21 protein-coding genes and 1 pseudogene are annotated in these 26481 nt (G+C 73.1%); 9 read left to right on the forward strand and 13 right to left on the reverse strand.

From position 1 onward, the window contains the following. Nucleotides 1-107: 107 nt before the first annotated feature. Together ACSMXW_RS12035 and ACSMXW_RS12040 are read right to left on the reverse strand one after the other, a co-directional pair. Nucleotides 108-334, reverse strand: a pseudogene (locus ACSMXW_RS12035) (DUF1330 domain-containing protein); the annotation flags it as partial. A 182-nt stretch (nt 335-516) separates the two neighbouring features. Then, on the reverse strand, nt 517-684 hold the full coding sequence (locus ACSMXW_RS12040) for a hypothetical protein (protein WP_485805995.1): 168 nt from the start codon (nt 682-684) through the stop codon (nt 517-519). 293 nt (nt 685-977) lie between these two features. Here ACSMXW_RS12040 and ACSMXW_RS12045 point away from each other — a divergent pair, with 293 nt between their 5' ends. From ACSMXW_RS12045 to ACSMXW_RS12060, 4 genes are all read left to right on the forward strand, one after another. Continuing rightward, nucleotides 978-1541, forward strand: coding sequence for a CGNR zinc finger domain-containing protein (locus ACSMXW_RS12045; RefSeq protein ID WP_485805997.1), 564 nt, complete (start codon nt 978-980; stop codon nt 1539-1541). 429 nt (nt 1542-1970) lie between these two features. Next, nucleotides 1971-2822, forward strand: coding sequence for an alpha/beta fold hydrolase (locus ACSMXW_RS12050; protein WP_485805999.1), 852 nt, complete (start codon nt 1971-1973; stop codon nt 2820-2822). A 67-nt stretch (nt 2823-2889) separates the two neighbouring features. Further along, nucleotides 2890-3369 (forward strand): MarR family winged helix-turn-helix transcriptional regulator, encoded by a 480-nt coding sequence (locus tag ACSMXW_RS12055; protein WP_485806001.1) that lies wholly within the window; start codon nt 2890-2892, stop codon nt 3367-3369. 241 nt (nt 3370-3610) lie between these two features. Next, nucleotides 3611-5062 (forward strand): aromatic amino acid ammonia-lyase, encoded by a 1452-nt coding sequence (locus ACSMXW_RS12060; RefSeq protein ID WP_485806003.1) that lies wholly within the window; start codon nt 3611-3613, stop codon nt 5060-5062. 140 nt (nt 5063-5202) lie between these two features. On the opposite strand, the gene ACSMXW_RS12065 is transcribed toward ACSMXW_RS12060, so the two are convergent. Then, nucleotides 5203-6804 carry an FAD-dependent monooxygenase gene (locus ACSMXW_RS12065; RefSeq protein ID WP_485806005.1) on the reverse strand — a complete coding sequence of 534 codons (1602 nt, stop codon included), beginning with the start codon at nt 6802-6804 and terminating at the stop codon, nt 5203-5205. A gap of 1090 nt (nt 6805-7894) precedes the next feature. Between ACSMXW_RS12065 and ACSMXW_RS12070 the strand changes: the two genes are divergently transcribed. Next, nucleotides 7895-9082, forward strand: a complete 1188-nt coding sequence (locus ACSMXW_RS12070) for a hypothetical protein (protein WP_485806007.1) — start codon at nt 7895-7897, stop codon at nt 9080-9082. A gap of 75 nt (nt 9083-9157) precedes the next feature. Here ACSMXW_RS12070 and ACSMXW_RS12075 read toward each other — a convergent pair whose 3' ends face one another. The 5 genes from ACSMXW_RS12075 to ACSMXW_RS12095 form a co-directional block, all read right to left on the reverse strand. Then, a complete protein-coding gene (locus tag ACSMXW_RS12075) occupies nt 9158-9634 on the reverse strand; it encodes an aquaporin (RefSeq protein ID WP_485806009.1) in 477 nt (158 codons plus the stop codon). An 810-nt stretch (nt 9635-10444) separates the two neighbouring features. Then, a complete protein-coding gene (locus tag ACSMXW_RS12080; RefSeq protein WP_485806011.1) occupies nt 10445-10594 on the reverse strand; it encodes a hypothetical protein in 150 nt (49 codons plus the stop codon). Between the two features lie 105 nt (nt 10595-10699). Then, nucleotides 10700-13336 (reverse strand): beta propeller repeat protein, encoded by a 2637-nt coding sequence (locus ACSMXW_RS12085; protein WP_485806013.1) that lies wholly within the window; start codon nt 13334-13336, stop codon nt 10700-10702. Nucleotides 13337-13756: 420 nt separating this feature from the next. Further along, nucleotides 13757-14773 (reverse strand): SCO1860 family LAETG-anchored protein, encoded by a 1017-nt coding sequence (locus ACSMXW_RS12090; protein ID WP_485806015.1) that lies wholly within the window; start codon nt 14771-14773, stop codon nt 13757-13759. A 320-nt stretch (nt 14774-15093) separates the two neighbouring features. Next, a complete protein-coding gene (locus tag ACSMXW_RS12095) occupies nt 15094-15471 on the reverse strand; it encodes an ArsR/SmtB family transcription factor (protein WP_485806017.1) in 378 nt (125 codons plus the stop codon). 92 nt (nt 15472-15563) lie between these two features. Here ACSMXW_RS12095 and ACSMXW_RS12100 point away from each other — a divergent pair, with 92 nt between their 5' ends. Next, nucleotides 15564-17558: a heavy metal translocating P-type ATPase gene (locus ACSMXW_RS12100; protein ID WP_485806019.1), complete on the forward strand. Its 1995-nt coding sequence runs from the start codon at nt 15564-15566 to the stop codon at nt 17556-17558. 114 nt (nt 17559-17672) lie between these two features. On the opposite strand, the gene ACSMXW_RS12105 is transcribed toward ACSMXW_RS12100, so the two are convergent. Beyond that, complete coding sequence (locus ACSMXW_RS12105; RefSeq protein ID WP_485807972.1) at nt 17673-18050, reverse strand: ArsR/SmtB family transcription factor; 378 nt, start codon at nt 18048-18050, stop codon at nt 17673-17675. A gap of 255 nt (nt 18051-18305) precedes the next feature. Between ACSMXW_RS12105 and ACSMXW_RS12110 the strand changes: the two genes are divergently transcribed. Next, nucleotides 18306-19754, forward strand: a complete 1449-nt coding sequence (locus ACSMXW_RS12110) for an NAD(P)-binding domain-containing protein (protein WP_485806021.1) — start codon at nt 18306-18308, stop codon at nt 19752-19754. A 50-nt stretch (nt 19755-19804) separates the two neighbouring features. Here the strand turns inward: ACSMXW_RS12110 and ACSMXW_RS12115 are convergent, their stop codons facing one another. Together ACSMXW_RS12115 and ACSMXW_RS12120 are read right to left on the reverse strand one after the other, a co-directional pair. After that, nucleotides 19805-20407: a hemerythrin domain-containing protein gene (locus ACSMXW_RS12115; protein ID WP_485806023.1), complete on the reverse strand. Its 603-nt coding sequence runs from the start codon at nt 20405-20407 to the stop codon at nt 19805-19807. A 47-nt stretch (nt 20408-20454) separates the two neighbouring features. Beyond that, nucleotides 20455-21654: a hypothetical protein gene (locus tag ACSMXW_RS12120; protein ID WP_485806025.1), complete on the reverse strand. Its 1200-nt coding sequence runs from the start codon at nt 21652-21654 to the stop codon at nt 20455-20457. Between the two features lie 445 nt (nt 21655-22099). Between ACSMXW_RS12120 and ACSMXW_RS12125 the strand changes: the two genes are divergently transcribed. After that, nucleotides 22100-22519, forward strand: coding sequence for a CBS domain-containing protein (locus ACSMXW_RS12125; protein ID WP_485806027.1), 420 nt, complete (start codon nt 22100-22102; stop codon nt 22517-22519). A gap of 171 nt (nt 22520-22690) precedes the next feature. Here ACSMXW_RS12125 and ACSMXW_RS12130 read toward each other — a convergent pair whose 3' ends face one another. Together ACSMXW_RS12130 and katG are read right to left on the reverse strand one after the other, a co-directional pair. Continuing rightward, entirely contained in the window at nt 22691-22918 is a 228-nt protein-coding gene (locus tag ACSMXW_RS12130; RefSeq protein WP_485806029.1) for a DUF5133 domain-containing protein, read from the reverse strand. Nucleotides 22919-23304: 386 nt separating this feature from the next. After that, nucleotides 23305-25527 (reverse strand): catalase/peroxidase HPI, encoded by a 2223-nt coding sequence (katG, locus tag ACSMXW_RS12135; protein WP_485806031.1) that lies wholly within the window; start codon nt 25525-25527, stop codon nt 23305-23307. Nucleotides 25528-26063: 536 nt separating this feature from the next. On the opposite strand from katG, the gene ACSMXW_RS12140 reads away from it, so the two are divergent. Beyond that, complete coding sequence (locus ACSMXW_RS12140) at nt 26064-26474, forward strand: Fur family transcriptional regulator (RefSeq protein ID WP_485806033.1); 411 nt, start codon at nt 26064-26066, stop codon at nt 26472-26474. Nucleotides 26475-26481: the final 7 nt, after the last annotated feature.

Genomic DNA, 26481 nt, shown 5'->3' on the forward strand with positions numbered 1-26481 from the left:
GCCTCACGGATCTTCCCGGCGAGGTCCGCCACGGTGAAGCCGGGACCCACGCCGTCCACGAGGATCATGTCGCTGATCGAGTTGTCGACCCGCAGGTGAATGATCCGCTGGTACTCGGTGGAGTGGTACCAGGCGTGCGCGTGCGCCCGTCCGGAAACTCGATCAGGACCACCGTGCCGGGCCACGCGCCCTCCAGGACCTCCGCCTCGCCCTGAGCCAGCCACCGGCCGCCGTGCGCCCGTACCGTGCTCTCCACCTGTTCGAGGTAGGAGAGGCCCTCCTCGTTGGGCACTCCGCCCGGGATGCGCAGGTGGTTGACCAGATAGGTGCCCATCAGGTGCCTCCGCTCGTACGGGCCGGCGCTCGGTCGAGGAGACCCGCACGCTCGCCCGCCGCGGGCAGACCGCTCGCCGGCGCCCTTGCCGGTGACCGTCCACACGTCACGCGGGGCCTCGGCGGCGATCGGGGCGCGGGGCCTCGGCGGCGATCGCCTCCGTGTCGTCAGTGTGGCACCGGTCAGGCCCGCCCGCCTGGGCGGCGGGTCCGGGTGCGCCGGGCCGGGGGCCGGGTCGCGTTGCGCGGCGCGGCCGAGGCGGTGGGCAGGGCCGGCAGGCCCGTCAGCGCGGCGGCGGCCGCGCCCGTGCCCAGTCCGAGGGCCTTGCCGAAGGTACGCCTGTTGAACATGTCGGAGCCTTCCGTCGTGGCGGGGTCTGCGGAGGTGGTGGGGGGTGAGCTGTGCGGGCACGGCCGGCCTGTGCGGGCACGGGGATCGAGGCGCGTGACCGTTCGCGACGGCGTCACGGTCCGCGTCCGCGATGAATCTCGCACACCATCGCGTCACCAGTCAAACCGGTGACGCATGAACGACAGCGCCAGCCCCCTGCCGAAGCGGCGACCCCACCAAGCCACGACACCGTCACCCGTCAAGACAGTGACGAATCCTTGCGGGTGCGGTAGTCACCTGTCAGGATGGTGATGTGGACCTGAATCACGTCTTCGTATGCGGCAACCCGGCCCTGGACTTCGCGGCGACCCTGCGAGCGCGCCGGTCGGCGCGGTTCGAGATGTTCGTGACGCCGGACAGGCTGGACGCCTGGTACCTGGAGTCCGGCATCGTCGACGCGGTTTCACCCGGCGGGCCGTCCGACGTCGAGCGGGCGACGGCCCTGCGGGAGGCCGTCTACCAGCTGGTCACGGCACGCCGGCGCGGCGAGGCGTACGACGACGAGGCGCTGACCGTACTGAACGCCGCGGCACGCAAGCCTCCCGCGGCGCCCCAGCTCACCCCGTCAGGGCGGTGGACGAAGGCGACGCAGGACGAGGCGCTGTCCACCGTGGCGCGGCACGCCGTGGAACTGCTGAGCGGCCCGGACGTGCCGCTGCTCAAGGAGTGCGGCAACCCCGAGTGCACCCGCGTCTACATCGACCGCTCGCGCGGTATGCGCCGGCAGTGGTGCGGCATGGAGTCCTGCGGGAACAAGATCAAGGCCGCCGCGTACCGCGCCCGCAAGAAGCGCGTCCAGACCGCGGACGCCCACTGACCGACCCCAGCCCGCCCTCTCCGCCGGCAGGCCGACGGGCGGTCGCCCACACCCCCACGGCGGAGCCCCGTACCGGCACGACCCCCGCACCCCCGTCGGGGCGCGGCCCCGCGGCGAAGAGGCGCGGGGAACAGCGCGACGAGCCACGACGAGACCGTCAGGTCCGCGGACACCCGCGAGCTTCGGACAGGGGGAACTTTCGCCCCCGCGCGCGGCATGAATTCGCCCCCACGCGCGGCATGAAACAGCGTCAACAGGACGACCACGCCGCCGGCACCGCTCAGACACCCAGCCCGCACCGAACAACGCGGTTCTTTAGTTGTACACAACTCAATTGTGCGCTACTTTAATGCCTGCAACCGAGACAGGGCGGCCACACGCCGGCCCCGGCCCGGCACCCGTCCGTCACACCGCGGGAAGGAACGCACCATGAACGTCGCGTCGCTGAAGCACTCCACGCCCCTCCGCCGGGCCGCCGCCGCGGGCGCGGGTCTCGTGGCCCTCGCAGCCGCCGGAGTCCTCACCCTCGGCACCACCGCGTCGGCCACCGACCCGCACCCCGTCCAGAAGAAGCCCACGATCGTGCTGGAGCACGGCGCCTTCGCCGACGCATCGAGCTGGAACGGCGTGGTCCGACGGCTGGAGAGCGACGGATACCCGGTCGTCGCGGCCGCCAACCCGCTGCGCTCAGTCGCCGGTGACGCCGCCTACCTGCGCGGTGTGGTGGACCACATAGACGGCCCGGTCGTCCTCGTGGGCCACTCGTACGGCGGGTCCGTCATCAGCGAGGCCGCCGTGAACGACCCCAAGGTCAAGGCGCTGGTCTACGCGGCGGCCTTCCTGCCGGCCCCCGGGGAGAGCGCGGGCGAACTGTCCGGCAAGTTCCCCGGCAGCACGCTCGGCGACGCCCTGGACCCGGTCCCGTACACCCTGCCCGACGGAACCAAGGGCACCGACCTGTACATCCAGGCGGACAAGTTCCGCCACCAGTTCGCGGCCGACGTGCCCGCCAACCAGGCGGCCCTGATGGCGGCCACCCAGCGCCCCATCACCCAGGCGGCCCTCGACGAGAAGGCGACGTCGGCCGCGTGGCAGACCAAGCCGAGCTGGGACCTGATCACCACGCAGGACCTCAACATCCCGCCGGCCGCCCAGCGGTTCATGGCGGAGCGGGCCCACGCCCACGTCACCACGGTGGCATCCTCGCACGCCGTGTCCGTGTCGCACCCGGACGTCGTGACCAGGGTGATCGAGCAGGCAGCTCGCGCCACGGTGAAGTGAACCCGTCCACACCAGGGGCGCTACACGGGCAAGAAGATTGCGCACAATTCAGTAGTACGCTGAATCCATGTCCGACGGTTCACGCACCACACCTGAAGAGGTCGAGGCGGAGGACGACCTGCTCCGCCTCGACCTCCACCTCTGTTTCGACCTGCAGAACGCCTCCCGGGCCTTCGGAGACGTGTACCGGAGAGTGCTGCGCGACACCGGGCTGACCTACCCCCAGTACCTGGTGATGATCACCCTGTGGGAGCACGAGGAGCTGCCGGTCAAGCGCATATCGCAACTCCTCCGGCTCGACTCGGGCACGCTCTCCCCGCTGCTGAAGCGCATGGAGTCCGCGGGCCTGCTGTCCCGGACCCGCAGCCTCGCCGACGAACGCTCCGTCATCGTCCGCCCGACGCCCCAGGGCAGGGAGCTGCGGGAGAGGGCGAAGGACGTCCCCGCACGGATCCACGCGGCGGCCGGCCTGACCCCGGAGCAGGCAACGGCTCTCCAGCGCGCCCTGCGAGGCCTGGCCGCCTCCCTGGACGCCTCCGCCACATAAAGTCAGCCCCCCACGCACAGCCCCGCACCCCGCAGGCCTGCCTCGCGTGGGCCGCGCCCCGCAGGGGCGCGGGGAAGCAGCGCGGCCGGCGCGATCACCGACACGGAGGATCCGTACGCCGGGGGCCCTGGACGCGACCGGTCCCCTCTTCTCCGGTCTTCTCCGGACCCCTTGCGACCCGGCTGAATGACGTGTTTCATGCAGCCTCAGAAGTGAATAGATGGCTGTCAAGGGGAGGGAGATGACCGACAGCAGCCACGTCCACGTGGACGGCCGCCGGCTGAGCTGCCGGGACGTCGTCTGCGTGGCCCGGTTCAGCGCCTCGGCGCGACTCGATCCGGCGGCGCTCCGGCGCGCCCACGAGGCGTACGCCGTCGCCGCGGACATCGGCGCCAAACGAGCCGTGTACGGCCGCACCACGGGCGTCGGCGCCAACCGGCACCATGTCGTCGACCCCGACGCGGCCGACCAGCACGGCCTGCGCCTGCTGCGCAGCCACGCGGGAGGCACCGGGCCGGCCGCCCCCGCCGGTCTCGTGCGCTCCACCCTCCTCATCCGGCTCAACCAACTCGCCGCCGGCGGCAGCGGCGTCCACCCCCGCCTGCTGCGCGCCCTGGAGACCGCACTCCGGGTCGGCGCGGTCCCCCGCATGCACACCCGCGGGGCCATCGGCACCGGCGACCTCACCGCGCTCGCCGACATCGCCCTCACCCTCGCGGGACACCACCCCTGGGAGGTCGGCTCGGTGGAGCCGGTGCCCATCAGCCCCGGGGACGCCCTGGCGTTCATCTCCAGCAACGCCGCGACCCTCGCCGAAGCCGTCCTCGCCTGGCACGACCTGCGCGAACTCCTCTACGCCAGCCATGCGGTGGCCGCCCTGTCCTACTGCGCGCTGCACGGCTCGCCCGAGGCCCTCTCCGAACGCGTCCACGCCCAGCGCCCCCACCCCGGCGCCCTGCGGTGTGCCGCCGAGATGCGCCGTATCCTGTGGGGCGACGGGGAGCCCGCACCCGGCAGCCGGCTCCAGGACCCGTTCGGGCTACGCGCCTTCCCCCAGGTCCAGGGCCCCGCGCTGGACGCCGTGGACACGCTGGAGGGCATCCTCACCATCGACCTCAACGCGGCCGCGGAGAACCCGTTCATCGACATCGAGACCAAGGACGCCTACCACCACGGCCACTTCTCCACCGCCTACCTGGCGCTCGCCCTCGACCACCTGCGGGCCGCGCTGCACCACGTCGCGGAACTCTCCGCGGCACGCCTGGGCGACCTCGTCGAACCCGACCTCACCGGCCTCAGCCCGTTCCTCGCGAAGGGCCCGTCGGGCAGCTCCGGCATCATGATCCTCGAATACGTCGCCCATGACGCCCTCAGCCAGCTCCGCCACGCCGCCGCGCCGGTGACGCTGGGCACGGCCGTCATCTCGCGCGGCCTCGAAGACCACGCCAGCTTCTCCACCCAGGCGGCACGCAGCACCACGGCCGCCGTCGACGCCTACCGCACGGTGCTCGCCTGCGAACTCATCGGCGCCGTCCGCGCCCTCAGGATGGGCGGCGCCGAACTCCGCGGCGCCGCCGTCGCCGAGGCCTTCCGCATCGCCGGCGAGGCAATCCCGATGATCGCCGAGGACCACCCCCTCACCGAGGAGATCGCCCGCGCCGAACACGTCCTCACCGCCTTCGGCACGCTCTGACCTCCCGCCGCCCCGGTGCACGTGGCGCGGTGCCCCACGCCGGCAGGTTGCGGGGCCCGAGCGGCTCCGCCCCCGCGCCCGCCCGGCCGCCCCCGCGCCCGCCCGGCCCGCCGCCGAGCCGCACCGCGCCGTCCGGCACGCTACCGGGCGCCGGCGTCCGGCCGGCGGCCGGTGGGGTCCGGGGGCGGGCGGGTGATCGCGGCGAGGGCGTCGGGGAGGGCGGCGGCGCCGGGCGGGCCCTCGCGCCAGCGGGCGCCGATGTGGCCGTCGGGCCGGACGAGCAGTGCGCCGTGCGGGCCGAGGCCGCAGAGGCCGAGGTGTTCGTCGGGAAGCGTCTCGATGTGCAGCGGCCAGGCCCCGGTGGCCTGTCGCTCCCAGCGGGCGGGGTCGGGGGTGAGCAGGGTGAACCACTCGCCGAAGGTATCGAGCGTGGAGCGGCGGCGGGCGAGCCGGAGGTGGGGCATGCGGTGGCCCGGCTCCGCGGTGGGGACGTAGTCCGTGCCCCCGTCGGACGGCTCGGGCGGGGTGCCGTCGCCGCTGCGGACGGCTGCGGAGCGGTAGGCGACGCCGAGCACGAGACCGAGTTGTGCGAAGTACCGGTCCGACCAGGGCAGTTCGATCCGGTCCCGCACGGCTTCGCCGGTCCGGAGCTGGGCACGCCGCCGGTTCTGGACGTCGAGCATGAGCTCGGTGTTGGTCACCGCCTGGCGGAGGGTCCGGTGGGCGACCGGGTGCCGTTCCGTCTCATAGGTGTCCAGCAGGCCCGGTCCGGCCCACCCCTGGAGGACACCCGCCACTTTCCAGCAGAGGTTGTGGACATCGGCGATGCCGGCGTTCATGCCCAGGCCGCCGACGATGGGGATCGCGTGCGCCGCGTCGCCGGCCAGCAGGATCCGGCCGTGGCCGAACCGTTCGGCGACGAACGCGTTCATCACCCAGTGCTGCACCCGCAGCACATCGACGTGCACGCCGACGCCCGGGCCGAGGGCACGCGAGACGAGGCCGGGCCAGTCGGCGCCCGCGGCGCCCTCGGGGGTGGGTACGAACCAGGCCCAGCCCCCTTCGGGGTAGAGCGGGGCGAACAGTCCGTGCGCGGTGAAGTAGACCCCGGCGGGCCGGTCGGCGCACCAGCGGCTGAGATCGGCGTCGAACACGACGGTGGTGAAGCCCGCCATCGCCCCGGGGCCGGCCGTGCCGACCCCCAGCAGCTGCCGGACGGTGGAGTTCGCCCCGTCGGCGGCGAGTACGCGGCGGGCACGGACGCGACTCCGCGCACCACTTCGGCGGTCGGCGAGGACGGCCACGACGGCCTCGTCCTCCTCGGCCAAGCCGACGAGTTCGACCCCGAAGCGCACCTGCGCGTCCGCCGCGCCGAGCAGGATGGGTTCCAGCCGGTCCTGCGAGGTGGCCACGCCGAGCATGGGGCTCTCGGGCACCGGTGCGTTGACCCCGACCATCGCCGCCGTGGCGAAGTCGCGGTCCCGCAGGGTGTCGCGGAAGCGGATGCGGCCGTACTCCGGCGGGAACGCGCCGGCCGTGATCCCGTCGGCGATCCCGAGCTGCCGGTAGATCTCCATCGAGCGCACATTGACCAGCCGGGCCCGGGGGAAGGGGGACAACTCGGTGTGCCGCTCGACCAGCAGGGACCGCACGCCCCAGCGCTCCAGGAGCGCCCGGGCGGTGAGCCCGACCGGCCCGCCTCCGACGATCAGGACCGGCACCTCGGCGTCTGCTCCGGGCATGTCGAACTCCTCGTCCTCACCCTGGTGACCCGACCGGGGGGCGGCACCGTCGGCCGGCCCGCACGCCCCGCCCGGACGGCACGCCGGGCGCGGTGCCGGCGTCGGGGCTGCCCCGGACCGCCATGAGGACCATCTTCCGCCCCGCGCGGCCGACCGCACTGTCCACGCGCGGGCGTCCACCCGAACGGCGCGGCGGCGGTGGGCGGACGGACGGACGGCGGTGAGCGGTGACCGGACGGACGGCGGTGGGCGGTGACCGGACGGACGGCGGTGGGGGTGACGGGACGGCGGTCGGCGGCGGCCGGCGAGTGGACGGCTCGGCGGCGGTGCTCGGCGGCCGGCGACTGGACGTGTTCGATCCGTTTACTTCGCGGGCCGTCCTCTGGGCACGCGCTCGCCCAGACCGTGATCGCCGAGACGCCGTCGCTGGCCTTCGGGCGGTTCGCGGTCGGGGACGACGAGTCTCCGGTGGTCAGGGAGCTGACGTACCGCAACCTCGGCACCGCGGACGTCACACTGGGCCTGTCGGTGACCGGTACGGGCCCGCAGGGGAACGCGGCCCCGGACGGCATGTTCACCCTCGACGCCGACGAGGTCACCGTCCCCGCCGGGGGCACCGCGACCGTGCACGCCACGGCCGACGTCGGCAGCGCGGGCGGGGACCGCGGCGCCTACGCCGCCGCCTTCACCGCGACGGGCGGCGGCCAGACGGTCCGCACCGCCGGCTCCGTGGTACGCGAGGAGGAGGAGTACGAACTCACCGTCAAGACGCTCGACCGCGAGGGGAACCCCAAGGTCGGCTGGCTCGGCTATGTGTTCGACCAGCAGACGGGCCGGTACGTACAGCTCATCAGCACGTCGCCGGACGGCGCGCTCACCGTCCGGGTGCCCAGGGGCGACTACACCGTGCAGGCCACCCTCACGACCAACTCCCGGACCGGCACGGACACCATGGACGCCTTCCTCCAGCCGGAGGTGGCGATGACGAAGGACACCACGGTGGTCTTCGACGCCGGGGAGGCGAAGCCGTTCAGCCTGACCGGTCCCCGACGAACGGGCCGAGACCCTCAGCACCGACCTCGCGTACGGGATGACCGACGAGAGCACGGGGGTCGGCTGGGGCGCCGAGTGGTACGTGGGACGCCTGCCCGGGGGACTGCGCACCGCACAACTCGGTTCCGTGCCCGCGGGGCTGGCGTTGCACAGCACCGTGACGTCCGTGTCGGTCGCCGGCGACACCGAGTACCACCTGGCACGCAGCCAGGAGGGCGCGCTCTTCTCCGGGCTCGACGAGCGGGTGCCGAGGAGCGGCCTGGCCCGCATCACCACACGCCTGGGCACGTCCGTGCCGGACCAGGTGGGCTTCCTGGTCACGCCCTCCCCGTACCAGTCCGCGGTGCTCGCCGACCTCCCGCTGGACCTGCCCGCGACCCGGGAGGTGTACGTGCAGGCGGCGGCCGGCGCGTGGAGTCAGGAGTTCCTGGAGGGCCGCGACTCCACCGTGGCGGCCTTCTGGTCCCCGGGGCGGGACGTCGAGTCGGGCAGGACGTACGAGGAGAGGTTCAGCACACCCGTGTTCGGTCCCAGGACCGGCGCGGGCGAGGGGGTGTTCCGGCAGGGTGACACCCTCTACGGCAAGGGCCTGCGGGTGCGGGACGGCGCCGGTCACCTGGGCAACGTCATCTCCGAGACCGCTCACACCACCCTCTACCGCGACGGCGAGGAGTACGCCGCGTACGACGGGTACCTGAACGGCGCCCGGTTCACGGTGCCACCGGACGAGTCCGGCTACGAGCTGGTGACCACGCTCGACCGCGGCTCCACGGCCACGGCGGTGAGCACCGAGGTCACGTCCTCGTACACGTTCACCTCCGCGTCCGTCTCCGGCGGTGAGCCGCTCCCCCTGGCCTCGGCCTCCGTGCGCTTCGCCCCGAAGCTCACCCTGGACAGCGCGTCCCCGGCGGGCCGGACGGTGCGGATACCGGTCGGCGTGGAGGGCGGGGACGGCGCCGGGTCACCGGCCGTCTGGGTGTCCACGGACGGCGGCGGCACCTGGTCCGAGGCGCCCGTCACCGACGGCCGGATCAGCGTCGCCAACCCGGCCGAGGGCGGCACGGTGTCGCTCCGCGCCCGGGTGACGGACGGCGGGGAGCCACCCTCACCCAGACCATCCTCAACGCCTACCGCACCACCTGACGGCACACCGCGGGGCGGCCCCGTACCCGCGGTGACACACCGCGGGCGTCCACCCCGCGGAACCACCACACACCGCCGGTGACCACGACCGGCCCGGCAACCGCACTTCTCACTCCCGGGCCGGTCCGCTCCGCCGGCCGTCCGCCGACGCCGACGCTCATCGCAGCGGTGACTTGTCCGCATGGGTCCCGCAGAGCCGGTGGGTGAGGACCCGGCGCCCGGCGACGAGCCCGCGCAGGGCGGCTGCCACAAATGCGCCGACCATCGGGGCGACCAGGTAGACCCAGAGGAATTCCAGCCGGCCCGAGACAAGCGCCGGACCGAACTGCCGGGCCGGGTTGGCGCAGCCTCCGGTGATCGTGCCCAGCAGGGCGATGGCCAGGCCGACGAGCAATCCGACCAGGCCGGGTACGAAGGGAGCCAGTTTCGGCACCGACAGGAACCAGCCGACGAGCAGCACGATGACGGCCATGGTGGCCGCCTCCGCCGGGAAGAGGGCAAGACCCGTCCAACCGGAACCGGGGCGCAACGCGGCGTCGCTCACGGGAGGGCTGTCTACCACGGCGCCCCACACACCGCGGGCAACCAGCACGCCGAGCAGCGACCCGACCAGTTGGGCCACGATGTACGGCACCACGGACACCCCCGGGGAAGACCCGGAAGCGCCACATGGTGAGGGTGATGGCAGGGTTGACGTGACCTCCGGAGGCCCGGCCGGCCGGGCTGAGGATCAGTCCTGAGAGCAGTACCCCGACTCCCGCGCCGACGATGAACAGTTGCGTTCCCAGGAGCGGAATCGCCGCGGAGATGGGCGAGGGACCCACCACCCATCGCACGATCGTGGTCACGCCGAAGAGCAGGACTAGGGGGCTTCTGATGGATCTCCGTGGGAGAAGGAGCGGCTCCCCCACTGCCTCAAAGGCGTGGGAGGTGCCCCCAGTGCGTGCTCTGGGGGTGCCCCCTGCTCGAAGAGCTTGGGGGAGTGCCGGGTGCACGTCCTCGTACTGGGCGTACGTGGGCTTGTGCCCGGTGCGGCGAGTGGGGGTGCCCCCGCGCGTGGGGGTGCCCCCGCGCGAGCCCGTTCGAGCGTGGGGGAGCAGCCGAGCGTGGGGGAGCGTGCCGGGCGTCGCGACGCCACGGAGATCCATCAGAAGCCCCCTAAGGCCAGGACGAACTCCAGGAGGCTGTTGCGGAGGATCACCGAAGGTGTGGTCGCCCTGGGCGGGCCGGTGGAGGGCATGAACCGGGCCTCCGGCGGGATGAGAGGCTCTGGGGCGCGGTCTGCGAGTCGACCGGTGATGTCTGGAACTGATGCTAGCGTCCCGCCCGACTTCCGCAACTTCGCCGGAATTCCGGCTGCCTCTTCCCTCCGCACACACTAAGTCTCCGGTTCTCATGTCTGGACGGCGAAGTACGTATCGGGAGCGTGCAGGACGGGCCGCAGTCACCGTCTCGGCGTGCGCCGGTGAGGGCGGGGGATGCCTTCGCTGGTGGCGACGTAGAAGAGAGGCAGGAGGAGGAAGACCGCCAGTGCGATGGCCGGGGTGACCGCCCAGCCGAGTCCGCCGGCCAGGAGATACACGATGACGTCCACCGCGTCCGCAAACCGGTCGTTGCCTTCCGGGAACGGCCCGTGCCCGGCGGCCCCGCCCAAGGGCGGGGCGCCGGGCACGGGCCGTGTCGGCTCAGGCCGTCCGCGTCACCGCAGGTCGCCGAGGCGCACGGTGTAGATGCCGCGGCCGTGCGTGGCCGCGTACAGCTTGCCGTCGGGGCCGGTCTGAAGCTGGAGCACGGCCACCGCCGGCAGCGTGCCGACCCGCTTCCAGGTGGCGGAGTGCGCGGCGCGGTACACGACGCCGAGGTCCGTGGCGACCGCCAGGCCGCCGTCCGGCGTGACGACCGCGGAGTCCGCGGGCACGTCCGGGAAGTTGCCGGAGATGTCCTTCCAGGTGGTGCCTGCGTCGGTGGACTCGAAGACGTGGCCGACGCCGGCGCCAGGGCCCTCCGTCCACTGCCGCGAGAAGCCGCCCACGGTGAGGTAGACGTGATCGGCGTTCCCGGGGTCGATGGCGAAGCCGCTCAGGTAGCGGTTGGGCACGGTGGCGTCGGCCGGCAGGCCGATCTGGTGCCAGCCGGTGCCGTCCGCGTTGCCGACCGCGATGCCGCGCGCGAAGCCCTGGCTGTCGCAGGGACCGCACCACGCGGCGTACACCTTGCCGCCGGAGGCCGCGACCGCGGTGGCGGTGTGGCCCTCGCCGAGGTCGAACGCGTCGGTCCACTCGTCGCCGCTGCGGATGGCGTAGCCGTGGGTCTGCACCCACACGTGCCGGCCGCCCGCGACCCACGTCGAGCCGTCCTTGATGTCGGCCGACATCGGCGCGACGAAGCGGGCCTCACCGGTCTCGTTGTCCGGCGGGGCGACGGAGTACGAGGTGGCCTTGCTCGGGTCGTCCACCCAGGAGCCGTCGTTGACGGCGCAGTTCTGGGTGACCTGGATCTGGAGGTAGACGTACGCCTGGGCGATGTTGCAGCCGTTGGCGGGATCCGTGATCGTCGTGGTGCCGTCGCCGCCGAAGTTGGAGCCCATCACGGTGTCGTTGCCGCGCAGCTCCGACTGGCCGTTGTCCTGGAGGCCGCCGGTGACCGAGACCCCGCCGTTGTCGAGGTCCTTGCCGACCCCCACCGAGTAGTACTGGAGGGTGTCGATGGTGCCGTCGTTCAGCGACGTCCAGTCGGTGGCGTGCCCGTCGGCGTCCTGGGAGCCGGCCACGGGGCGCTTGTAGACGCCGCCGTCGTTGCCGACGTACACGTACGTCTTGCCGTGGTAGCGCCCGATCGCCACACCGTGCTGGTCGGAGTGGGTGGTCGGGTGGCAGTCACCGGTCTGCTTGCTCGGGTCGATGCTCCAGCAGGGGAAGTCGAAGTTCCAGTACGGGCCGACGGTGGACCACTTGGCGCCGCCGTCCTTGCTCTCGTACACCTCTTCGAGGCCGGCGTACACATGGTCGGCGTCCGCCGGGTCCACGGCGAGGAACTGGTTGTACCAGGCCTGCACGCCCGGCATGTAGCCCGGTTCCGTCAGCGCGGATCCCGAGGCGGCGAACTGCTTGTAGGTGGCGATCTTCGTCCAGGGGCCGAAGGGGGAGCCGGACTTGGAGACGTAGACGCCCTCCAGCGAGCTGTCCGGGTTGGCCTCCAGTTCCTCGGGCGACTGGTCGATCGCGTAGTAGCGCGAGCCGTCGGCGGAAGGGGCGAAGGTGACCTCGCCGATCTGGTCCGGGTCCGAGGGCAGCGCGCCGAGGCCGGTCGTCACCTTCTGCCAGGTGCCGTCCTTCTTGGCGTAGAAACCGTTGTAGTCGTCACCGCTGCGCCAGCCGACCGCGAGCAGGACCCTGCCGGGGTCCTTGGGGTCGACGGCGATGTCGTTAGTGATGTTCTTGTACGCGGCCTCGGGCTCGTTCGCCTTCGGGTGGCCGGGCAGGTAGTCGGGGTTGGGGGCGTACTCCAGCTTCCAGTGGCCCGACAGGTCCCTGGTGGAGTGGCTCCACACGCCCTCGCTGGTGGCCGCCCACACCTTGCCGGCGCCGAACCGCAGCTCGTGGATGGTGGTGCTCTCCAGCTCGTCCCCGCCGACCCGGGTGCGCGGCGAGAACGCCCCGCGGTGCGGGTCGGACAGCACATAGACGCCGCTGCCGAGATAGGCGTCCGCGTTGGTGGTCGCCTCGCCGGTGCCGAGCCACAGCCGGCCCGCCCCGTCGAGCGCCAGGGCGCCGGTGGACTGGGTGGGCAGCGTGTCGCTGATGGGCGTCCAGTGCCCACCGCCGGTGCTCGACCGCCAGACGCCGCCGCCCGCGCTGCCCGCGTACACATAGCCGTCGTCGTCGGCGGCCATCGCCGCCATACGGCCGGTCACCAGGCCGGAGCCGCCACCGGAGTTGGAGTCGGTGTCGCGGTAGCGGGGGTCGTCCGAGTCGTACGGCAGGTTCGTGATGTTCTTCCAGGTGCCGCCGGCGCTCGGCAGGTCCGTAAGGCTCTGCCAGGCGGCCCCGAAGGCGCCGGGCGCGACCACACCGGGGGCCGTGCGGGCCTCGGCGTACTGCGCGGCGCCCTCGGCGATCTCCTCGGACTCGTTGCCGTCGTCATCGTCGCCGTCCACGTCGGCGCTGAGCCGGTCGGCGGAGGACGCCCGCTCGTGGGCCTGCGCCTTCATCTCGCGTGCGCCGAACGGACTCGCCTTGCCGCCGGGCGCGGCGACCGCGGGCACGGCCGCCAGCACACCCGAGGCGGCGACGGCGCAGACCGCGAGCCACCGTCTTCCCTGTCTCGATGCTGACAAGTGTTCCCTCCCCGAAGGTGAGTACAGCGTCGGGTCATTCGGGAAGACCTGATCACGAGAGGCGGGACGGGAGAGGCTCGTGCGCAGGATTTGGTCAAAGTTTTAAGCAACCCGCCCTGCTTCTCCTCGCCCTGGCGCGGCACCGGGACCCGGGGCCGGACACGCGAGTGGGTGCCGACCGCCTCAGCGGCCGGCACCCACGGCAGCGACTCTCGGCCGCACTGCGTACCCGGGCGCCGCGCCCGTGCGCCACACCTGGGGCCGTTAAGCCCGTGCGCCACACCTGCGCGTCACACCGGTGCGTCACACCCGCGCGTCACACCGGTGCGCTACACCCGCGCGTCACACCGGTGCGTCACACCCGGGCGCCACACCCACGTGTCCCGCCGGTGTCTCACGCCTGTGCGCCGCGCCGGCGCGTCACGCCTGCGCCTTCTTGCGCCGGCTCAGGTAGACGGCGCCGCCGCCCGCGACGACCAGGACGGCCGCGGCGCCGGCGATGTACGGGGTGGCGGAGCTGCCGCCGGTCTCGGCCAGGTCGTGACCGGAGCCGCTCTGAGGCTCGGTGCCGCCGCCGTTGCCGGACGTGGCGCCCGAGGTGTCGCCGCCGGTCGTCCCGCCGTTCGACGCGCCGCCCGTGGACGAACCGCCGCTCGACGAGCCGCCGTTGGCCTGGCCGCCGTTGTCGCCACCGCCGGACGACGCGCCGCCCGACGTGCCGCCGTCGCCGCCGCCCGGCGTCTCGCAGCTCGCCTTGGCCAGCGTGATGTCACCGGTGACCTGGGCGACGTTGAGCTTGCCCGGGTTGACGTCGATCTTCAGCTCCAGAGCGGTCGACGCGGCCGTGCTGGACGTCTTGACCGTCTTGGCGAGCTCCAGGCTGACCTCGCCGACACCGGAGACGTTCACCTTGCTGGTGCCGCCGGCGCGCACCGAGACCTTCTTGCCGAGGACGGTGACGTCACCGACGAAGTTGGTGCTCGCGGTGGGCGCCTCGCCCACGGCGCAGGTCGCCTTGGAGGTGACCTCGTCGACCTTCAGCAGGCCGAGCAGGCCCGGGACGTGGACGGTCGCCTTCGCGACGTTCGCGTAGCCCTCGGACTTGGTCTTGTCCGCGGTGGCCTTCGAGGTGGCCACGTCGGCGCGCAGGACGCTGAAGGGCCGGCCGCTGTCGACGCCGTCGAGCTTGGCGGTCAGCAGCGACTTGGCCGCGTCGGCCGGGGCGTGCACCTCGTCGAGGGACACCTGCAGGGGAAGCTCCGCCGTCTTGTTCACCAGCGAGACGCCGAGGCCGGTCTTCAGGACGACCGCGTCGGCCGTACCCGTACCCTGGCCCGCGGCGGGCGTCGCGCTCGCGAGCGACGCCGGCCCGAGGGCGAGCGTTCCCGCGGCGAGGGCCACCGCGGCGCCGATGGCGGAGGCCCGGAACGCGGGCACGCGGGAGCGGAGACTGTGCGAGTTGTGCAAAATGGGAAAACCCCTCCTGGCATGGGGCCGTGAGCGCCGCCGCCGGGAACAGCGCGATCGCCACGGCTTTGACGCCGTCATATTTTCTCACTCGGCGTCATCACTCCACTTCAGATCGTTTATTCACCCGAAAGAGTGGTTTCGATCTTGGTGGACCCGCACTTGTGACCGGTCCTCGCACGCTCGTCGGCCATCGCGAAGGCGCCGGACACACCGAACGCACGCCTGACGGGTGATCAGTTCGCGCCGTCCGCCCGGCCTCCCACTCGGCGACGCGGACCTCGCGGCGGTCAGGGGGCCGGGGTGGCCGCGGGGGACTCGGGATCGTCGATCAGGCCGGAGCTCAGGTGCTCGATGTGGCCGAGGGCCTGGTCGATGAGGTCGGCGACGTGCTTGTCGTAGAGGGAGTAGACGATCGAGCGGCCGCGGCGTTCCGCGGTGACCAGGCCGAGGTTCTTCAGCAGCCGCAACTGGTGGGAGCAGGCGGAGCGCTCCATGCCGACCGCGTCGGCGAGTTCGGTGGCCGCGCACGGCCCCTCGTGCAGCCTGGCCAGGATCAGCAACCGTGACGGGGTCGCCAGGGCCTGGAGGGTGGTGGCGACCCTGTCCGCGCCGACCACGTCCAGACGTTCGCGCACGCTGCTGCCGGTCGTCGTTCCATGGCCCATGACACCAGTCTACCGAGAATGCGTGAATTACTGTTCACTCATTCCCCTATAGTGGTCGGGTCGCTCTGATGCCCGCGTGAGAGAGGCTCCGCATGTCCACCACCGCACTCGGCACCCCGGCGCAGCGGGAGGCCACGGGATCCGCGCGGCGCCGGGCGCCGGCTCCGCTGCGGGCCTTGGCGCTGCCCGAGGCCCGCTGGGCGCTCGCCGCCCTGCTGCTGTTCCTGCCCGCCCTGCCGCCGTATCTGCTGGGAGCCCCGGTGTGGGCGTGGGGCCCGCTGTTCGCGCTCGCCTATGCCGCCGGCGGCTGGGAGCCCGCCCTGGCCGGCCTGCGGGCGCTGCGGGAGAAGTCCCTGGACGTGGACCTGCTGATGATCGTCGCGGCCCTGGGCGCGGCGTCGATCGGGCAGGTGATGGACGGGGCGCTGCTGATCGTCATCTTCGCCGTCTCCGGGGCGCTGGAGGCGCTGGCGACCGCCCGCACCCGGGACTCGGTGCGCGGCCTGCTGGACCTCGCGCCCGCCACGGCCACCCGCCTCGGCGACGCCGGTGACGAGGAGACGGTGCCCGCCGGGGAGCTGCGGGTGGGCGAGGTGATCCTGATCCGGCCCGGGGAGCGGGTCGGCGCGGACGGCCGCGTGCTGGACGGCGTGAGCGAGGTGGACCAGGCCACCATCACCGGCGAGCCGCTGCCCGCCGCCAAGCAGCCGGGCGACGAGGTGTTCTCCGGCACCCTGAACGGCACCGGTGCCCTGCGGGTGAAGGTGACACGCGATCCGTCGGACTCGGTGCTCGCGCGCATCGTCGCCATGGTCGAGGAGGCATCGCGGACCAAGGCCCCGACCCAGCTGTTCATCGAGAAGGTCGAGCAGCGGTACAGCCTCGGCATGGTCGCCGCCACGCTCGCGGTGTTCGCGGTGCCGCCGGCCCTCGGCGCGGGGCTCGCCGACTCGCTGCTGCGGGCGATGACGTTCATGATCGTCGCCTCGCCGTGCGCGGTGGTGCTGGCCACCATGCCGCCGCTGCTGTCCGCGATCGCCAACGCCGGACGCCACGGGGTGCTGGTGAAGTCCGCCGTGGTGATGGAGCGCCTGGGCCGGGTCGACGCCGTCGCGCTGGACAAGACCGGCACGCTGACCGAGGGCACCCCGCGCGTCACCGGCGTCCGCCCGCTGCCCGGCAGCGGCCTGGACGAGGACGGGCTGCTGGCGCTGGCGGCCGCCGCCGAGCACCCCAGCGAGCACCCGCTGGCCCGCGCGATCGTGGCCGCGGCCCGCGAGCGCGCCCTGGAGCCGCCGGCCGCCGAGGACTTCGCCGCCACCCCAGGCGTGGGCGTGACCGCCACCGCGGCCGGGCACGCCCTCGCGGTGGGCGCGCCGGCGCGGCTGGCGGCCGGGCGCGGGGACGCCGGGAGCCGTGCGGCCCTGCGGGTGGCCGCGGAGCTGGAGGACGAGGGGCGCACGGCCGTGCTCGTCGCGCGCGACGGGGTGCCGGTGGGCGTGCTGGGCGTCGACGACCGGCTGCGGCCCGACGCCGCCGCCGCGGTCACGTCGCTGGCCGCGCTGACGGGCTCCCGCCCGCTGCTGCTGACCGGCGACAACCCGCGCGCCGCCGCCCGGCTGGCCGCCGAGGCCCGGATCGCCGAGGAGGACGTGCACGCGGGGCTCCTGCCGCAGGACAAGGCCGATCGGGTCCACGCCCTGCAGCGCGGCGGCCGCAGGGTGCTGGTGCTCGGCGACGGGGTCAACGACGCCCCGGCGCTGGCCGCCGCGCACAGCGGTGTCGCCATGGGCCGCGCCGGCTCCGACCTGGCCCTGCAGACCGCGGACGGGGTCGTCGTCCGCGACGAACTGGCCGCCGTCCCCGCCGTGGTCGCCCTCTCCCGCCGGGCGCGGGGGCTGGTCGTGCAGAACCTGGTGATCGCCTCGGCGTTCCTCTCCGTCCTGGTCGTCTGGGACCTGGTGGGACACCTTCCGCTGCCGCTGGGCGTCCTCGGCCACGAGGGCTCCACCGTCGTCGTGGGCCTCAACGGCCTGCGCCTGCTGCGCGAGAGGGCGTGGCAACGGGCCGCGGGCGCGCTCCGGTGAGCGGGTCGCCGCGGGGCGCCCGTTGCGGTGAGCGGGCCGCCGCGGAGCGCCCGTTGCGGTGAGCGGGCCGCCGCGGAGCGCCCGTTGCGGTGAGCGGGCCGCCGCGGGGCGGCGTCAGGCCGCCGTGGGCGCGGTGGTCAGCAGCCGGCCCATGGCGGCGAGCACGGACGGCTCCACGCGGTAGTACACCCACGTCCCGCGCCGCTCGGAGCTCAGCAGCCCGGCCTCCTTCAGCTTCTTCAGGTGGTGGGAGACCGTCGGCTGGGAGACGCCGACGTCGGAGATGTCGCACACGCACGCCTCCCCGCCCTCGTGCGAGGCCACCAGGGAGAACAGCCGCAGCCGGACCGGATCGCCGAGCGCCTTGAACATCCGCGCGGCCGTCTCGGCCTCCTCCGCGGTCATCGGGCGCTCGGTCAGCGGTGGGCAGCACGGCACCACGGACGGGCCGTCGGCGGGCTGGAGCAGCGGCAGCACGTTCGCGCCGGAGATGTTCGACATGCATCTATGTTGACATATGTCGAACCAGGTGCGGGCCCCAGCAGGGCACACATCCCCAGGAAGGCGCACGCCCCGCCCCCGCCGGCCCCGCCTCGACGCCCGCCCGCACATCAGTCGATGACCGTCTGCACTGACGGCCGGCAGTTCGATAATTCGATGAATGTCTATGTTGACGCTCATCAAAGCAGGTGCCATGCTGGCAGACACAAGGCCATCGACAGATGTCGAAACAAGCTAGGAGTCACCGTGGGAGTCGCCCCGCACCCGCCCGCCACCACCGAGCTGCCCGTCGTCGTGGTCGGGGCCGGGCCCGTCGGCCTGGCCGCCGCCGCCCACCTGGTCGACCGCGGCATCGAGCCGCTGGTCCTGGAGGCGGGCCCGGCCGCCGGCGCCGCGGTGCGCGCCTGGTCACACGTGAAGCTCTTCTCACCCTGGGCAGAGGTCGTCGACCCGGCCGCCGAGAAGCTCCTCGCCCCGACCGGCTGGACCAGGCCCGACCCGGCGGTCCACCCGTCCGGCGGGGACTGGGTCGCGCGCTACCTCCGGCCGCTCGCCGACGTCCTCGGTGCGCGCGTGCGCCTCGGTGCCACCGTCACCGGCGTCTCGCGCCGCGGACGGGACCGGGTCGTGGACGCCGGCCGGGAGCAGCAGCCCTTCGTCGTCCACGTCGCGTACGCCGGCGGCCACGAGGAGCGGATCCTCGCCCGCGCGGTCATCGACGCCTCCGGCACCTGGGGCACGCCGGCCCCGGCCGGCGGCAACGGCCTGCCGGCGCTCGGCGAGCGCGCCGCCGCGGACCGGGTCACCTACCGCGTCCCGGACCTCAGGGACCCGGCCGTCCGCTCCCGCTTCGCCGGGAAGCGCACCGCGGTGCTCGGCTCGGGCGCCTCCGCCTTCACCGCGCTGGCCCACCTCGCCGACCTCGCCGAGGCGCGGGACGGCGCCGGCACGCAGGCGGTGTGGATCCTGCGCCGGGGCATCTCCGAGGCCACCTTCGGCGGCGGCACCGCGGACCAGCTGCCCGCCCGCGGCGCGCTGGGCCTCGCGGCCCGGGCCGCCGTCGCGGACGGCCGCGCGGAAGCGGTCACCGGCTTCCGCACCGAGGCCGTCGAGCGGGACGCGGACGGCCGGCTCGTCCTGGTCGCCGAGGACGGCCGCCGCCTCGGCGCGGTCGACGAGGTGATCGTGCTGGCCGGCTTCCGCCCGGACCTGTCGTTCCTGTCCGAGCTCCGCCTCGGCCTCGACGAGCGCCTCCAGGCACCCGCCGCCCTGGCCCCGCTGATCGACCCCAACCAGCACTCCTGCGGCACCGTCCCGCCGCACGGCCACCGCGAGCTGGCCCACCCCGAGCAGGGGATCTACCTCGTCGGCATGAAGTCCTACGGCCGTGCGCCGACCTTCCTGGCCATGACCGGACACGAGCAGGTCCGCTCCGTCGCCGCCGCGATCGCCGGCGACCTCGCCTCCGCCGACCGCGTCGAGCTCACCCTGCCGGAGACCGGCGTGTGCGGAGGCTCGGGCCTGTTCGACGACCCGGGGGCCGGGCAGCCCGCGGACGGCGGCTGCTGCGCCCCGGCGCCCCGGCTCGTCCCGCTCGGCGCCCCGGCCGCGGTGGCGGCCGCGGGGGAGCCTCCCGCGGCGGCCGCCGAGGCGGCCACCGAGCCGGCTGCCCCAGGCGGCTGCTGCGGCTCGTGACCGGCCGCGGTCCCCGCTCGGACGCGGGTCCCGGCCGCCGTCCTTCCGGGTCAGCGGCCCCTGCCGGTGGCCCTGCGGATCGCGTCACGGGCGCGGTCGGCGATGGCGGCGAGGGGGCCGACGGCGACGTTCTTCGCTCCGCTCTCCACACCCGGGTGGGGCCGGGTGGGAGCGGTGGCCTCGGCCGCCTTGACGGCCTGCGCCATGGTCGCCAGGGCCTGCCGGTCGTGGATGCGGCGCAGCTGCGCGAACTCGTAGCGCTCCTCGGCGCGGGCGTGCTCCGTCACGGCGGTGCGCAGGTCCAGCAGCAGCGGCATGAACTGCTCGTCCGAGGGGTCCATGCCGTCGAGGCGGGCGAGGAGTTCCTTCGCCTTCCGCTCCTCCTCCAGACGCTCGGCGACGATCTCGGGGCCGCCCTCCACGGAGCGCCGTGCGTAGGGGTGGACCACCTCCTCCTCGGCGGTCTCGTGCACGGCCAGCATCCGCACCAGCTCCCGGAAGGCGGCGCGGCGCTCGTCGCCGGCACTGTGCTCGACCGCGTCGAAGAGGTTGCGGATCTCGCCGTGCTGGGCCATCAGCAGGGCCACGACGTCCTCGTCGGGAGAGGGCATCCCCAGTCCCGCGTCGACGTCGGGAGTGGCTGTTCCGGTCATGGTGCCTCGCTTGCTCGCGGTGCCGTGGGAGGGGTACGGGCGTCAGGTCAGCGCTCGCGCAGGGCGGCCACCGGATGAGGGCCCTCGGTCTCCATCCGGTACTCGCGGCCGAGCATGTCCCGGTGCATGTCGATGACCTGGTCGCTCGGTGCGGTCTGCCCGCCCATCAGGGCGTCCTGCATCTGCTGGAACCGCTCGTGGGCCTCCCGGACGTAGCCCGTGCCCAGCGTGGTCAGGTCCAGCTCGTCGGCGATCACGTCCCGCAGCCAGGCCTTGTTCGGCTCGAAGGTGAGCACGTTGGGCAGTTCGGGGGCCAGGATCTCCTGCGGCTCCCGGCCGTCCTTGCTGCGCAGCAGGTCGCACGCCAGGCGCAGGTGTTCCAGCTCCATGTTCAGGTGCAGCTCCCAGATGGCCCTGACCCTGGAGTCGCTCTCCTGCTCCATGAAGGAGTGGTAGAGGTAGCACTCGTTGTACTCGTGGTTGACGAGCATCTCCCACCAGGTCTCGCCCGGGTCGACCAGGGACTCGTAGTGGGTGACGTGCTCCTCCTCGATCAGACCGATCTCCTGGTAGAGCTGCCGGGCGATGGGCTCCACATAGGTGGGTCCGGTGTTCATGTAGAAGTTCATCGTCTGCTGCTCGGCCGACATGATCGTCAGCGCGTGCAGCTTCGACAGCGGGTTCGCACCGCGCCGGTCGTAGGGCTCGCGGACGTTGTCCACCGGGTGGCGGTGGTGCCGGGGCGTGGGACGGCCGGGCATCACCTCGGTGAGGCCGTCCACGATCGACTCGGCCTTGCGGTGCTCGATCATCTCGAACAGGTTCGCGTACCGGTACAGATGGTCGAAGTCCTCCAGCACACCGAACCGGTAGGCCTGCGCCAGGTACGGATCCGGCTCCATCCGCGCCACCCACGCCGTCAGGTCGACGGCCACCTGCTCGTACGCGATCGTCGTCTCCAGCACCGAGGCGACACCGGGCAGCAGCCAGTTCACCGCCTTCTGCTGCTGCGCCTCGCTGTAGCGGACCTGCGCGAGCTGCCGTTTGAGGTTCAGGTCGGGGCAGTGCCGGGCGAGGTGGTGGTTGAAGAGGATCGCCTCGACCTCGATGCCGTTCATGGTGATGATCCGGCACCGCGTATACGGATCGCAGTGGTCCGGATCGATCGGCGCCACGTTCAGCTCACGCCACGACCGCACCTGCCGCTCCAGCGGAATGCCTCGGTGCTCCAGCGGATTGAACCCCATCACGACTCCGTTCGGCGGCGGTACTCACGGCCATCGGCCCGATGGATATCCGTCGCCTCCACGGCACCACCGCCGCCGGCGGCGAACCCGCCCGTCTGCCACACCGCGCCACCCCATCGGCCGCCTTCTCCCGCGCCACGGCACGGGCGTGGGCACGCCGCCGTCCGCCGGGCACGGCACGGCGGTCCCGTTTCGCACGGGCGCGACCTGGGCACTCGGCCGCCCGGCGCCCCGCGCCGCCGTCCGGCGGGCGCCCGGTGGGCGCCCCGGCGCCCCGGCGGGCCAGCGGGCGCCGGGCCCGGACGACGCCGGGGCCGCAGGGGCGGCCGGACCGATGAAAACCCTGCCCGTTCCGGGACTTTCCGGACGTCACTGGGTACTCGGTGCTGGTCGTGAACGTCGAGAGCCGGCGCCCCGCGGCGCCGGCAGCGAAGGAGGTCCGACCATGGCCGAGCAGGTCAGCGAAGTCATGACGGCCGACCCGATGTCCGTCTCGCCGCAGACCCCGGCGGCCGAGATCGCACAGTTGATGCGTGAGGAGGACATCGGTCAGGTGATCGTCGCCGAGAACGACCGGCTGCGCGGTATGATCACCGACCGCGACCTGGTGGTGCGCGTCATGGCCGACGCGCGCGACCCGCAGCAGACGGCCGCCCGGGAGGTGTGCAGCAGCGACCTGGTGACCTGCTCGCCCGACTCCCCCATCGGCGACGCGGTCCGGGCCATGAGCGAGCACGCCGTGCGGCGGCTGCCCGTGGTCCAGAACGACAAGCTGGTCGGCGTGGTCAGCATCGGTGACCTCGCCGTCGAGCAGGACTCGCGCAGCGCACTGGCGGACATCAGCGCCGCAGAGCCCAACCGCTGAACGGGAACGCCGGCCGTGCCCCGGCACTCACCGGCAGGCCCCCGCCCCGCGCACGGCGCATGCGGTGCGCGGGGCGGGGGCAGCGGTGCGGGTGCGGGAGGGAGAGCCGCTTCACGCGGAGGACCGTCTCGTGCCGGAGGGCGGAGGGCCGTCTCGTCCCGGAGGGCCGTCTCACCCGGCGAGCAGGGAGTCGTCGAGCGGCCGCGCGCCGGGCAGGCGCTCCCGCGCGGCGATGATGGCCGCGTCGACGTCCCCGGTACCGGTGGAGATGCACAGGGTGTAGGCGACGTCGTCCATCCGCTGACGCGCCTCCGGTGAGCCGTTCTCGGCGTGCAGCGCGCGCAGCGTGACGTATTGCTCGACGAGGTCGTGGAGAACTGCTGGATGGGCGAGCAACACCGCGGTACCTCCTTGACGAACGAGTGCGTCGAGTGGCGGGCCGGCCATACGGCCGGGCCACCGGACGGAACGCATCCCCTGTGCCCGCTCGCGGCCACCCCAAACAGGCGCCGGCGGGATCGGCCACGGGACGTCAGGAGCGCGCCGGGGTACGCGCGAGCGCGGGAGTACGCAGACGTGCGCGGGAGTGGCCCCTTCGGGGCGGTCGCCCGACAGGAGGGGGCACGTCCGGGCCGGCCGGCGCGGGCCGGCCCGGAGGCGGTGTCATGCGCGCACGGCGCCGGGCGTCGTCCTTGGACGACGCCCGGCGCCGTGGCTGGACGCCGCCCGACGACGTGGTCGGGCGGCGCCCGGACGCCGTGCTCGGACGAGGCCGAGCGGCGCGGTCAGACGAGGTCGAACCGGTCGAGGTTCATCACCTTGTCCCACGCCGCGACGAAGTCCGTCACGAACTTCTCCTTCGCGTCGTCGCTCGCGTAGACCTCCGCGAGCGCCCGCAGCTCGGAGTTCGACCCGAAGACCAGGTCCGCACGGCTGCCGGTCCACTTGACCTCGCCGGTGGCGGCGTCGCGGCCCTCGAACGTGGTCGCGTCCTCGGACGTCGCCTTCCACGTCGTGCCCAGGTCGAGCAGGTTGACGAAGAAGTCGTTCGTCAGGGTGCCGGGGTTCGACGTGAAGACGCCGAGCGGCGACTGCTGGTGGTTCGCGCCCAGGACGCGCAGACCGCCGACGAGGACCGTCATCTCGGGGGCGCTCAGGGTCAGCAGGTTCGCCCGGTCGATCAGCAGGTACTCGGCCGGCAGCCGGCTGCCCTTCCCGAGGTAGTTGCGGAACCCGTCACAGGAGGGCTCCAGCGCGGCGAACGACTCCGCGTCGGTGTGCTCCTCCGTCGCGTCCACGCGGCCCGGCGTGAAGGGCACCTCGACGTCGAAGCCGGCGTCCTTGGCGGCCTTCTCGACGGCCGCGGAGCCGCCGAGCACGATCAGGTCGGCCAGGGAGACCTTCTTGGCGCCGGTGTTGAACTCCCGCTGGATGCTCTCGAGGACGCCCAGCACCGCCGTGAGCTGGTCGGGGTCGTTGACCTCCCACCCGCGCTGCGGCTCCAGGCGAATGCGCGCGCCGTTGGCGCCGCCGCGCTTGTCGCTGCCGCGGAACGTCGAGGCCGACGCCCAGGCGGTAGAGACCAGCTGCGCGACGGTCAGGCCCGAGTCCAGGATCCTGGCCTTGAGGGCCGCGACGTCCGCGGCGCCGATGGCCTCGCCCTCCGGCTCCGGCAGCGGGTCCTGCCACAGCAGGGTCTCCTGCGGGACCTCCGGGCCGAGGAACAGCGACTTCGGGCCCATGTCACGGTGCGTCAGCTTGTACCAGGCCCGCGCGAAGGCGTCCGCGAACTCCTGGGGGTTCTGGTGGAAGCGGCGGGAGATCTGCTCGTAGACCGGGTCGAAGCGCAGCGCCAGGTCCGTGGTGAGCATGCCCGGGGCGATCTTCTTCGAGGAGTCGTGGGCGTGCGGCACCGTGCCCTCGCCCGCACCGTCCTTCGGCTTCCACTGGTGGGCGCCGGCCGGGCTCTGGGTCAGCTCCCACTCGTAGCCGAAGAGGTTGTCGAAGAAGGCCATGCTCCACCGGGTGGGCGTGGCGGTCCAGGTGACCTCGAGGCCGGAGGTGATGGCGTCCGCGCCCTTGCCGGTGCCGTACGAGTTCCGCCAGCCGAGGCCCTGCTCCTCGATCGGGGCGGCCTCGGGGTCGGGGCCGACGCTCTCCGCCGGGCCGGCGCCGTGCGTCTTGCCGAAGGTGTGGCCGCCCGCGATCAGGGCGACGGTCTCCTCGTCGTTCATCGCCATCCGGCGGAACGTCTCGCGGATGTCGCGGGCCGCGGCGAGCGGGTCCGGGGTGCCGTTGGGGCCCTCAGGGTTGACGTAGATCAGTCCCATCTGGACGGCGCCGAGGGGGTTCTCCAGCTCGCGGTCGCCGGTGTAGCGCTGGTCGCCGAGCCAGGTGGTCTCGGGGCCCCAGTAGACGTCCTCCTCGGGCTCCCAGACGTCCTCACGGCCGCCGGCGAAGCCGAAGGTCTCGAAGCCCATCGACTCCAGGGCGACGTTGCCCGCGAGGATCAGGAGGTCGGCCCACGACAGGCTCTGGCCGTACTTCTTCTTGACCGGCCACAGCAGGCGGCGGGCCTTGTCGAGGTTGCCGTTGTCCGGCCAGCTGTTGAGGGGCGCGAAGCGCTGCTGCCCCGCGCCGGCGCCACCGCGGCCGTCGCTGATCCGGTACGTGCCCGCGCTGTGCCACGCCATCCGGATGATGAACGGGCCGTAGTGGCCGAAGTCCGCGGGCCACCAGTCCTGCGAGGTCGTCAGCACCTCGGCGATGTCCCGCTTCACCGCCGGGAGGTCGAGGGACTTGAACGCCTCGGCGTAGTCGAACTCCGCGCCGAGGGGGTTGGCCACCGGGGGGTTCTTGGCGAGGATCTTCAGGTTGAGCCGGTTCGGCCACCACTGGCGGTTCCCGCCGCCCTGCGTCGGGTGCGGGGCCCGCCCGTGCGCGACCGGGCAGCCACCTCCGCCCTCCGTTTTCGCGTCTGTGACGATTGCGTCGTGGTTCTCGGACATGGGGAATCCTTCCGGACTATGCGGTCACGCTGCTCAGGAGCTGCGGGGTATGGGGGAAACGGGGGAATCGGGGCGAATGAGACCCATGGGGAGACGGAACGGCCGGGGCACGGACCCCCGGCCCCGAACGGGGCCGGACCGCCGGCCGGTTCGGCACGGCGAACGGCCCCCGCCGCGGTGCACACCCGGCGTGCCTCCCCCACGGCGCGCAGACAGACCTGGCCCACGCGGTCGCGTACCCCGCGGGCGAGCGCCCCGGCATCGGGACGGTCACCGTCCCGGACGCTCTCGGACGGCGTGACGCGGGCGGCCGTACACCCACCGGGCCGGCACCGCGCAACCCCTCGGCGGTGGTCCCGTCACGTCTCTGTCTCCTGCCGTGCTGGAGTCTTCCTGTCCCTTGGCTATCGCCGGAAGCGATCTTACGATGGACAGAGTCCAGGTCAAGAAGTCCGCCAAATCCCTATCTGAATCGGAACCCGGACGTCCACGAGTAAACTTCGGGTATCCCACCGAACCTGAATAGGTGAACCGAAATGAGTGACCTGCTGGAGCGACTGCGAGGGCGTGGCTGGCGGATGACCTCCCAGCGGCGTGTCGTTGCCGAGGTCCTCGACGGCCACCACGTACACCTCACGGCCGACGAGGTGCACGCCCGCGCGACGCAGCGGCTGCCCGAGATCTCCCGGGCGACCGTCTACAACACCCTGGGCGAGCTGGTGCTGCTCGGTGAGGTCATAGAGGTCTCCACCGACGGCCGCGCCAAGCGCTACGACCCCAACGCCCACCAGCCGCACCAGCACCTCGTGTGCTCCGGCTGCGGCACCATCCGCGACGTCCACCCCGCCGGCGATCCGCTCCGTGACCTCCCCGCGGAGGAACGCTTCGGCTTCACGGTCTCCCAGGTGGAGGTCACCTACCGGGGGCTCTGCCCGTCCTGCGCGTAGGCGGCTT

The sequence above is a fragment of the Streptomyces sp. DSM 116793 genome, assembly GCF_057320905.1.

Excerpts from the sequence above, each read along its gene's own strand:
- ACSMXW_RS12040 (WP_485805995.1), bottom strand. The coding sequence starts at position 684 with ATGTTCAACAGGCGTACCTTCGGCAAGGCCCTCGGACTGGGCACGGGC.
- ACSMXW_RS12050 (WP_485805999.1), top strand. The coding sequence starts at position 1,971 with ATGAACGTCGCGTCGCTGAAGCACTCCACGCCCCTCCGCCGGGCCGCC.
- ACSMXW_RS12055 (WP_485806001.1), top strand. The coding sequence starts at position 2,890 with ATGTCCGACGGTTCACGCACCACACCTGAAGAGGTCGAGGCGGAGGAC.
- ACSMXW_RS12060 (WP_485806003.1), top strand. The coding sequence starts at position 3,611 with ATGACCGACAGCAGCCACGTCCACGTGGACGGCCGCCGGCTGAGCTGC.
- ACSMXW_RS12065 (WP_485806005.1), bottom strand. The coding sequence starts at position 6,804 with ATGCCCGGAGCAGACGCCGAGGTGCCGGTCCTGATCGTCGGAGGCGGG.
- ACSMXW_RS12070 (WP_485806007.1), top strand. The coding sequence starts at position 7,895 with ATGACCGACGAGAGCACGGGGGTCGGCTGGGGCGCCGAGTGGTACGTG.
- ACSMXW_RS12095 (WP_485806017.1), bottom strand. The coding sequence starts at position 15,471 with ATGGGCCATGGAACGACGACCGGCAGCAGCGTGCGCGAACGTCTGGAC.
- ACSMXW_RS12100 (WP_485806019.1), top strand. The coding sequence starts at position 15,564 with ATGTCCACCACCGCACTCGGCACCCCGGCGCAGCGGGAGGCCACGGGA.
- ACSMXW_RS12115 (WP_485806023.1), bottom strand. The coding sequence starts at position 20,407 with ATGACCGGAACAGCCACTCCCGACGTCGACGCGGGACTGGGGATGCCC.
- ACSMXW_RS12120 (WP_485806025.1), bottom strand. The coding sequence starts at position 21,654 with ATGGGGTTCAATCCGCTGGAGCACCGAGGCATTCCGCTGGAGCGGCAG.
- ACSMXW_RS12125 (WP_485806027.1), top strand. The coding sequence starts at position 22,100 with ATGGCCGAGCAGGTCAGCGAAGTCATGACGGCCGACCCGATGTCCGTC.
- katG (WP_485806031.1), bottom strand. The coding sequence starts at position 25,527 with ATGTCCGAGAACCACGACGCAATCGTCACAGACGCGAAAACGGAGGGC.
- ACSMXW_RS12140 (WP_485806033.1), top strand. The coding sequence starts at position 26,064 with ATGAGTGACCTGCTGGAGCGACTGCGAGGGCGTGGCTGGCGGATGACC.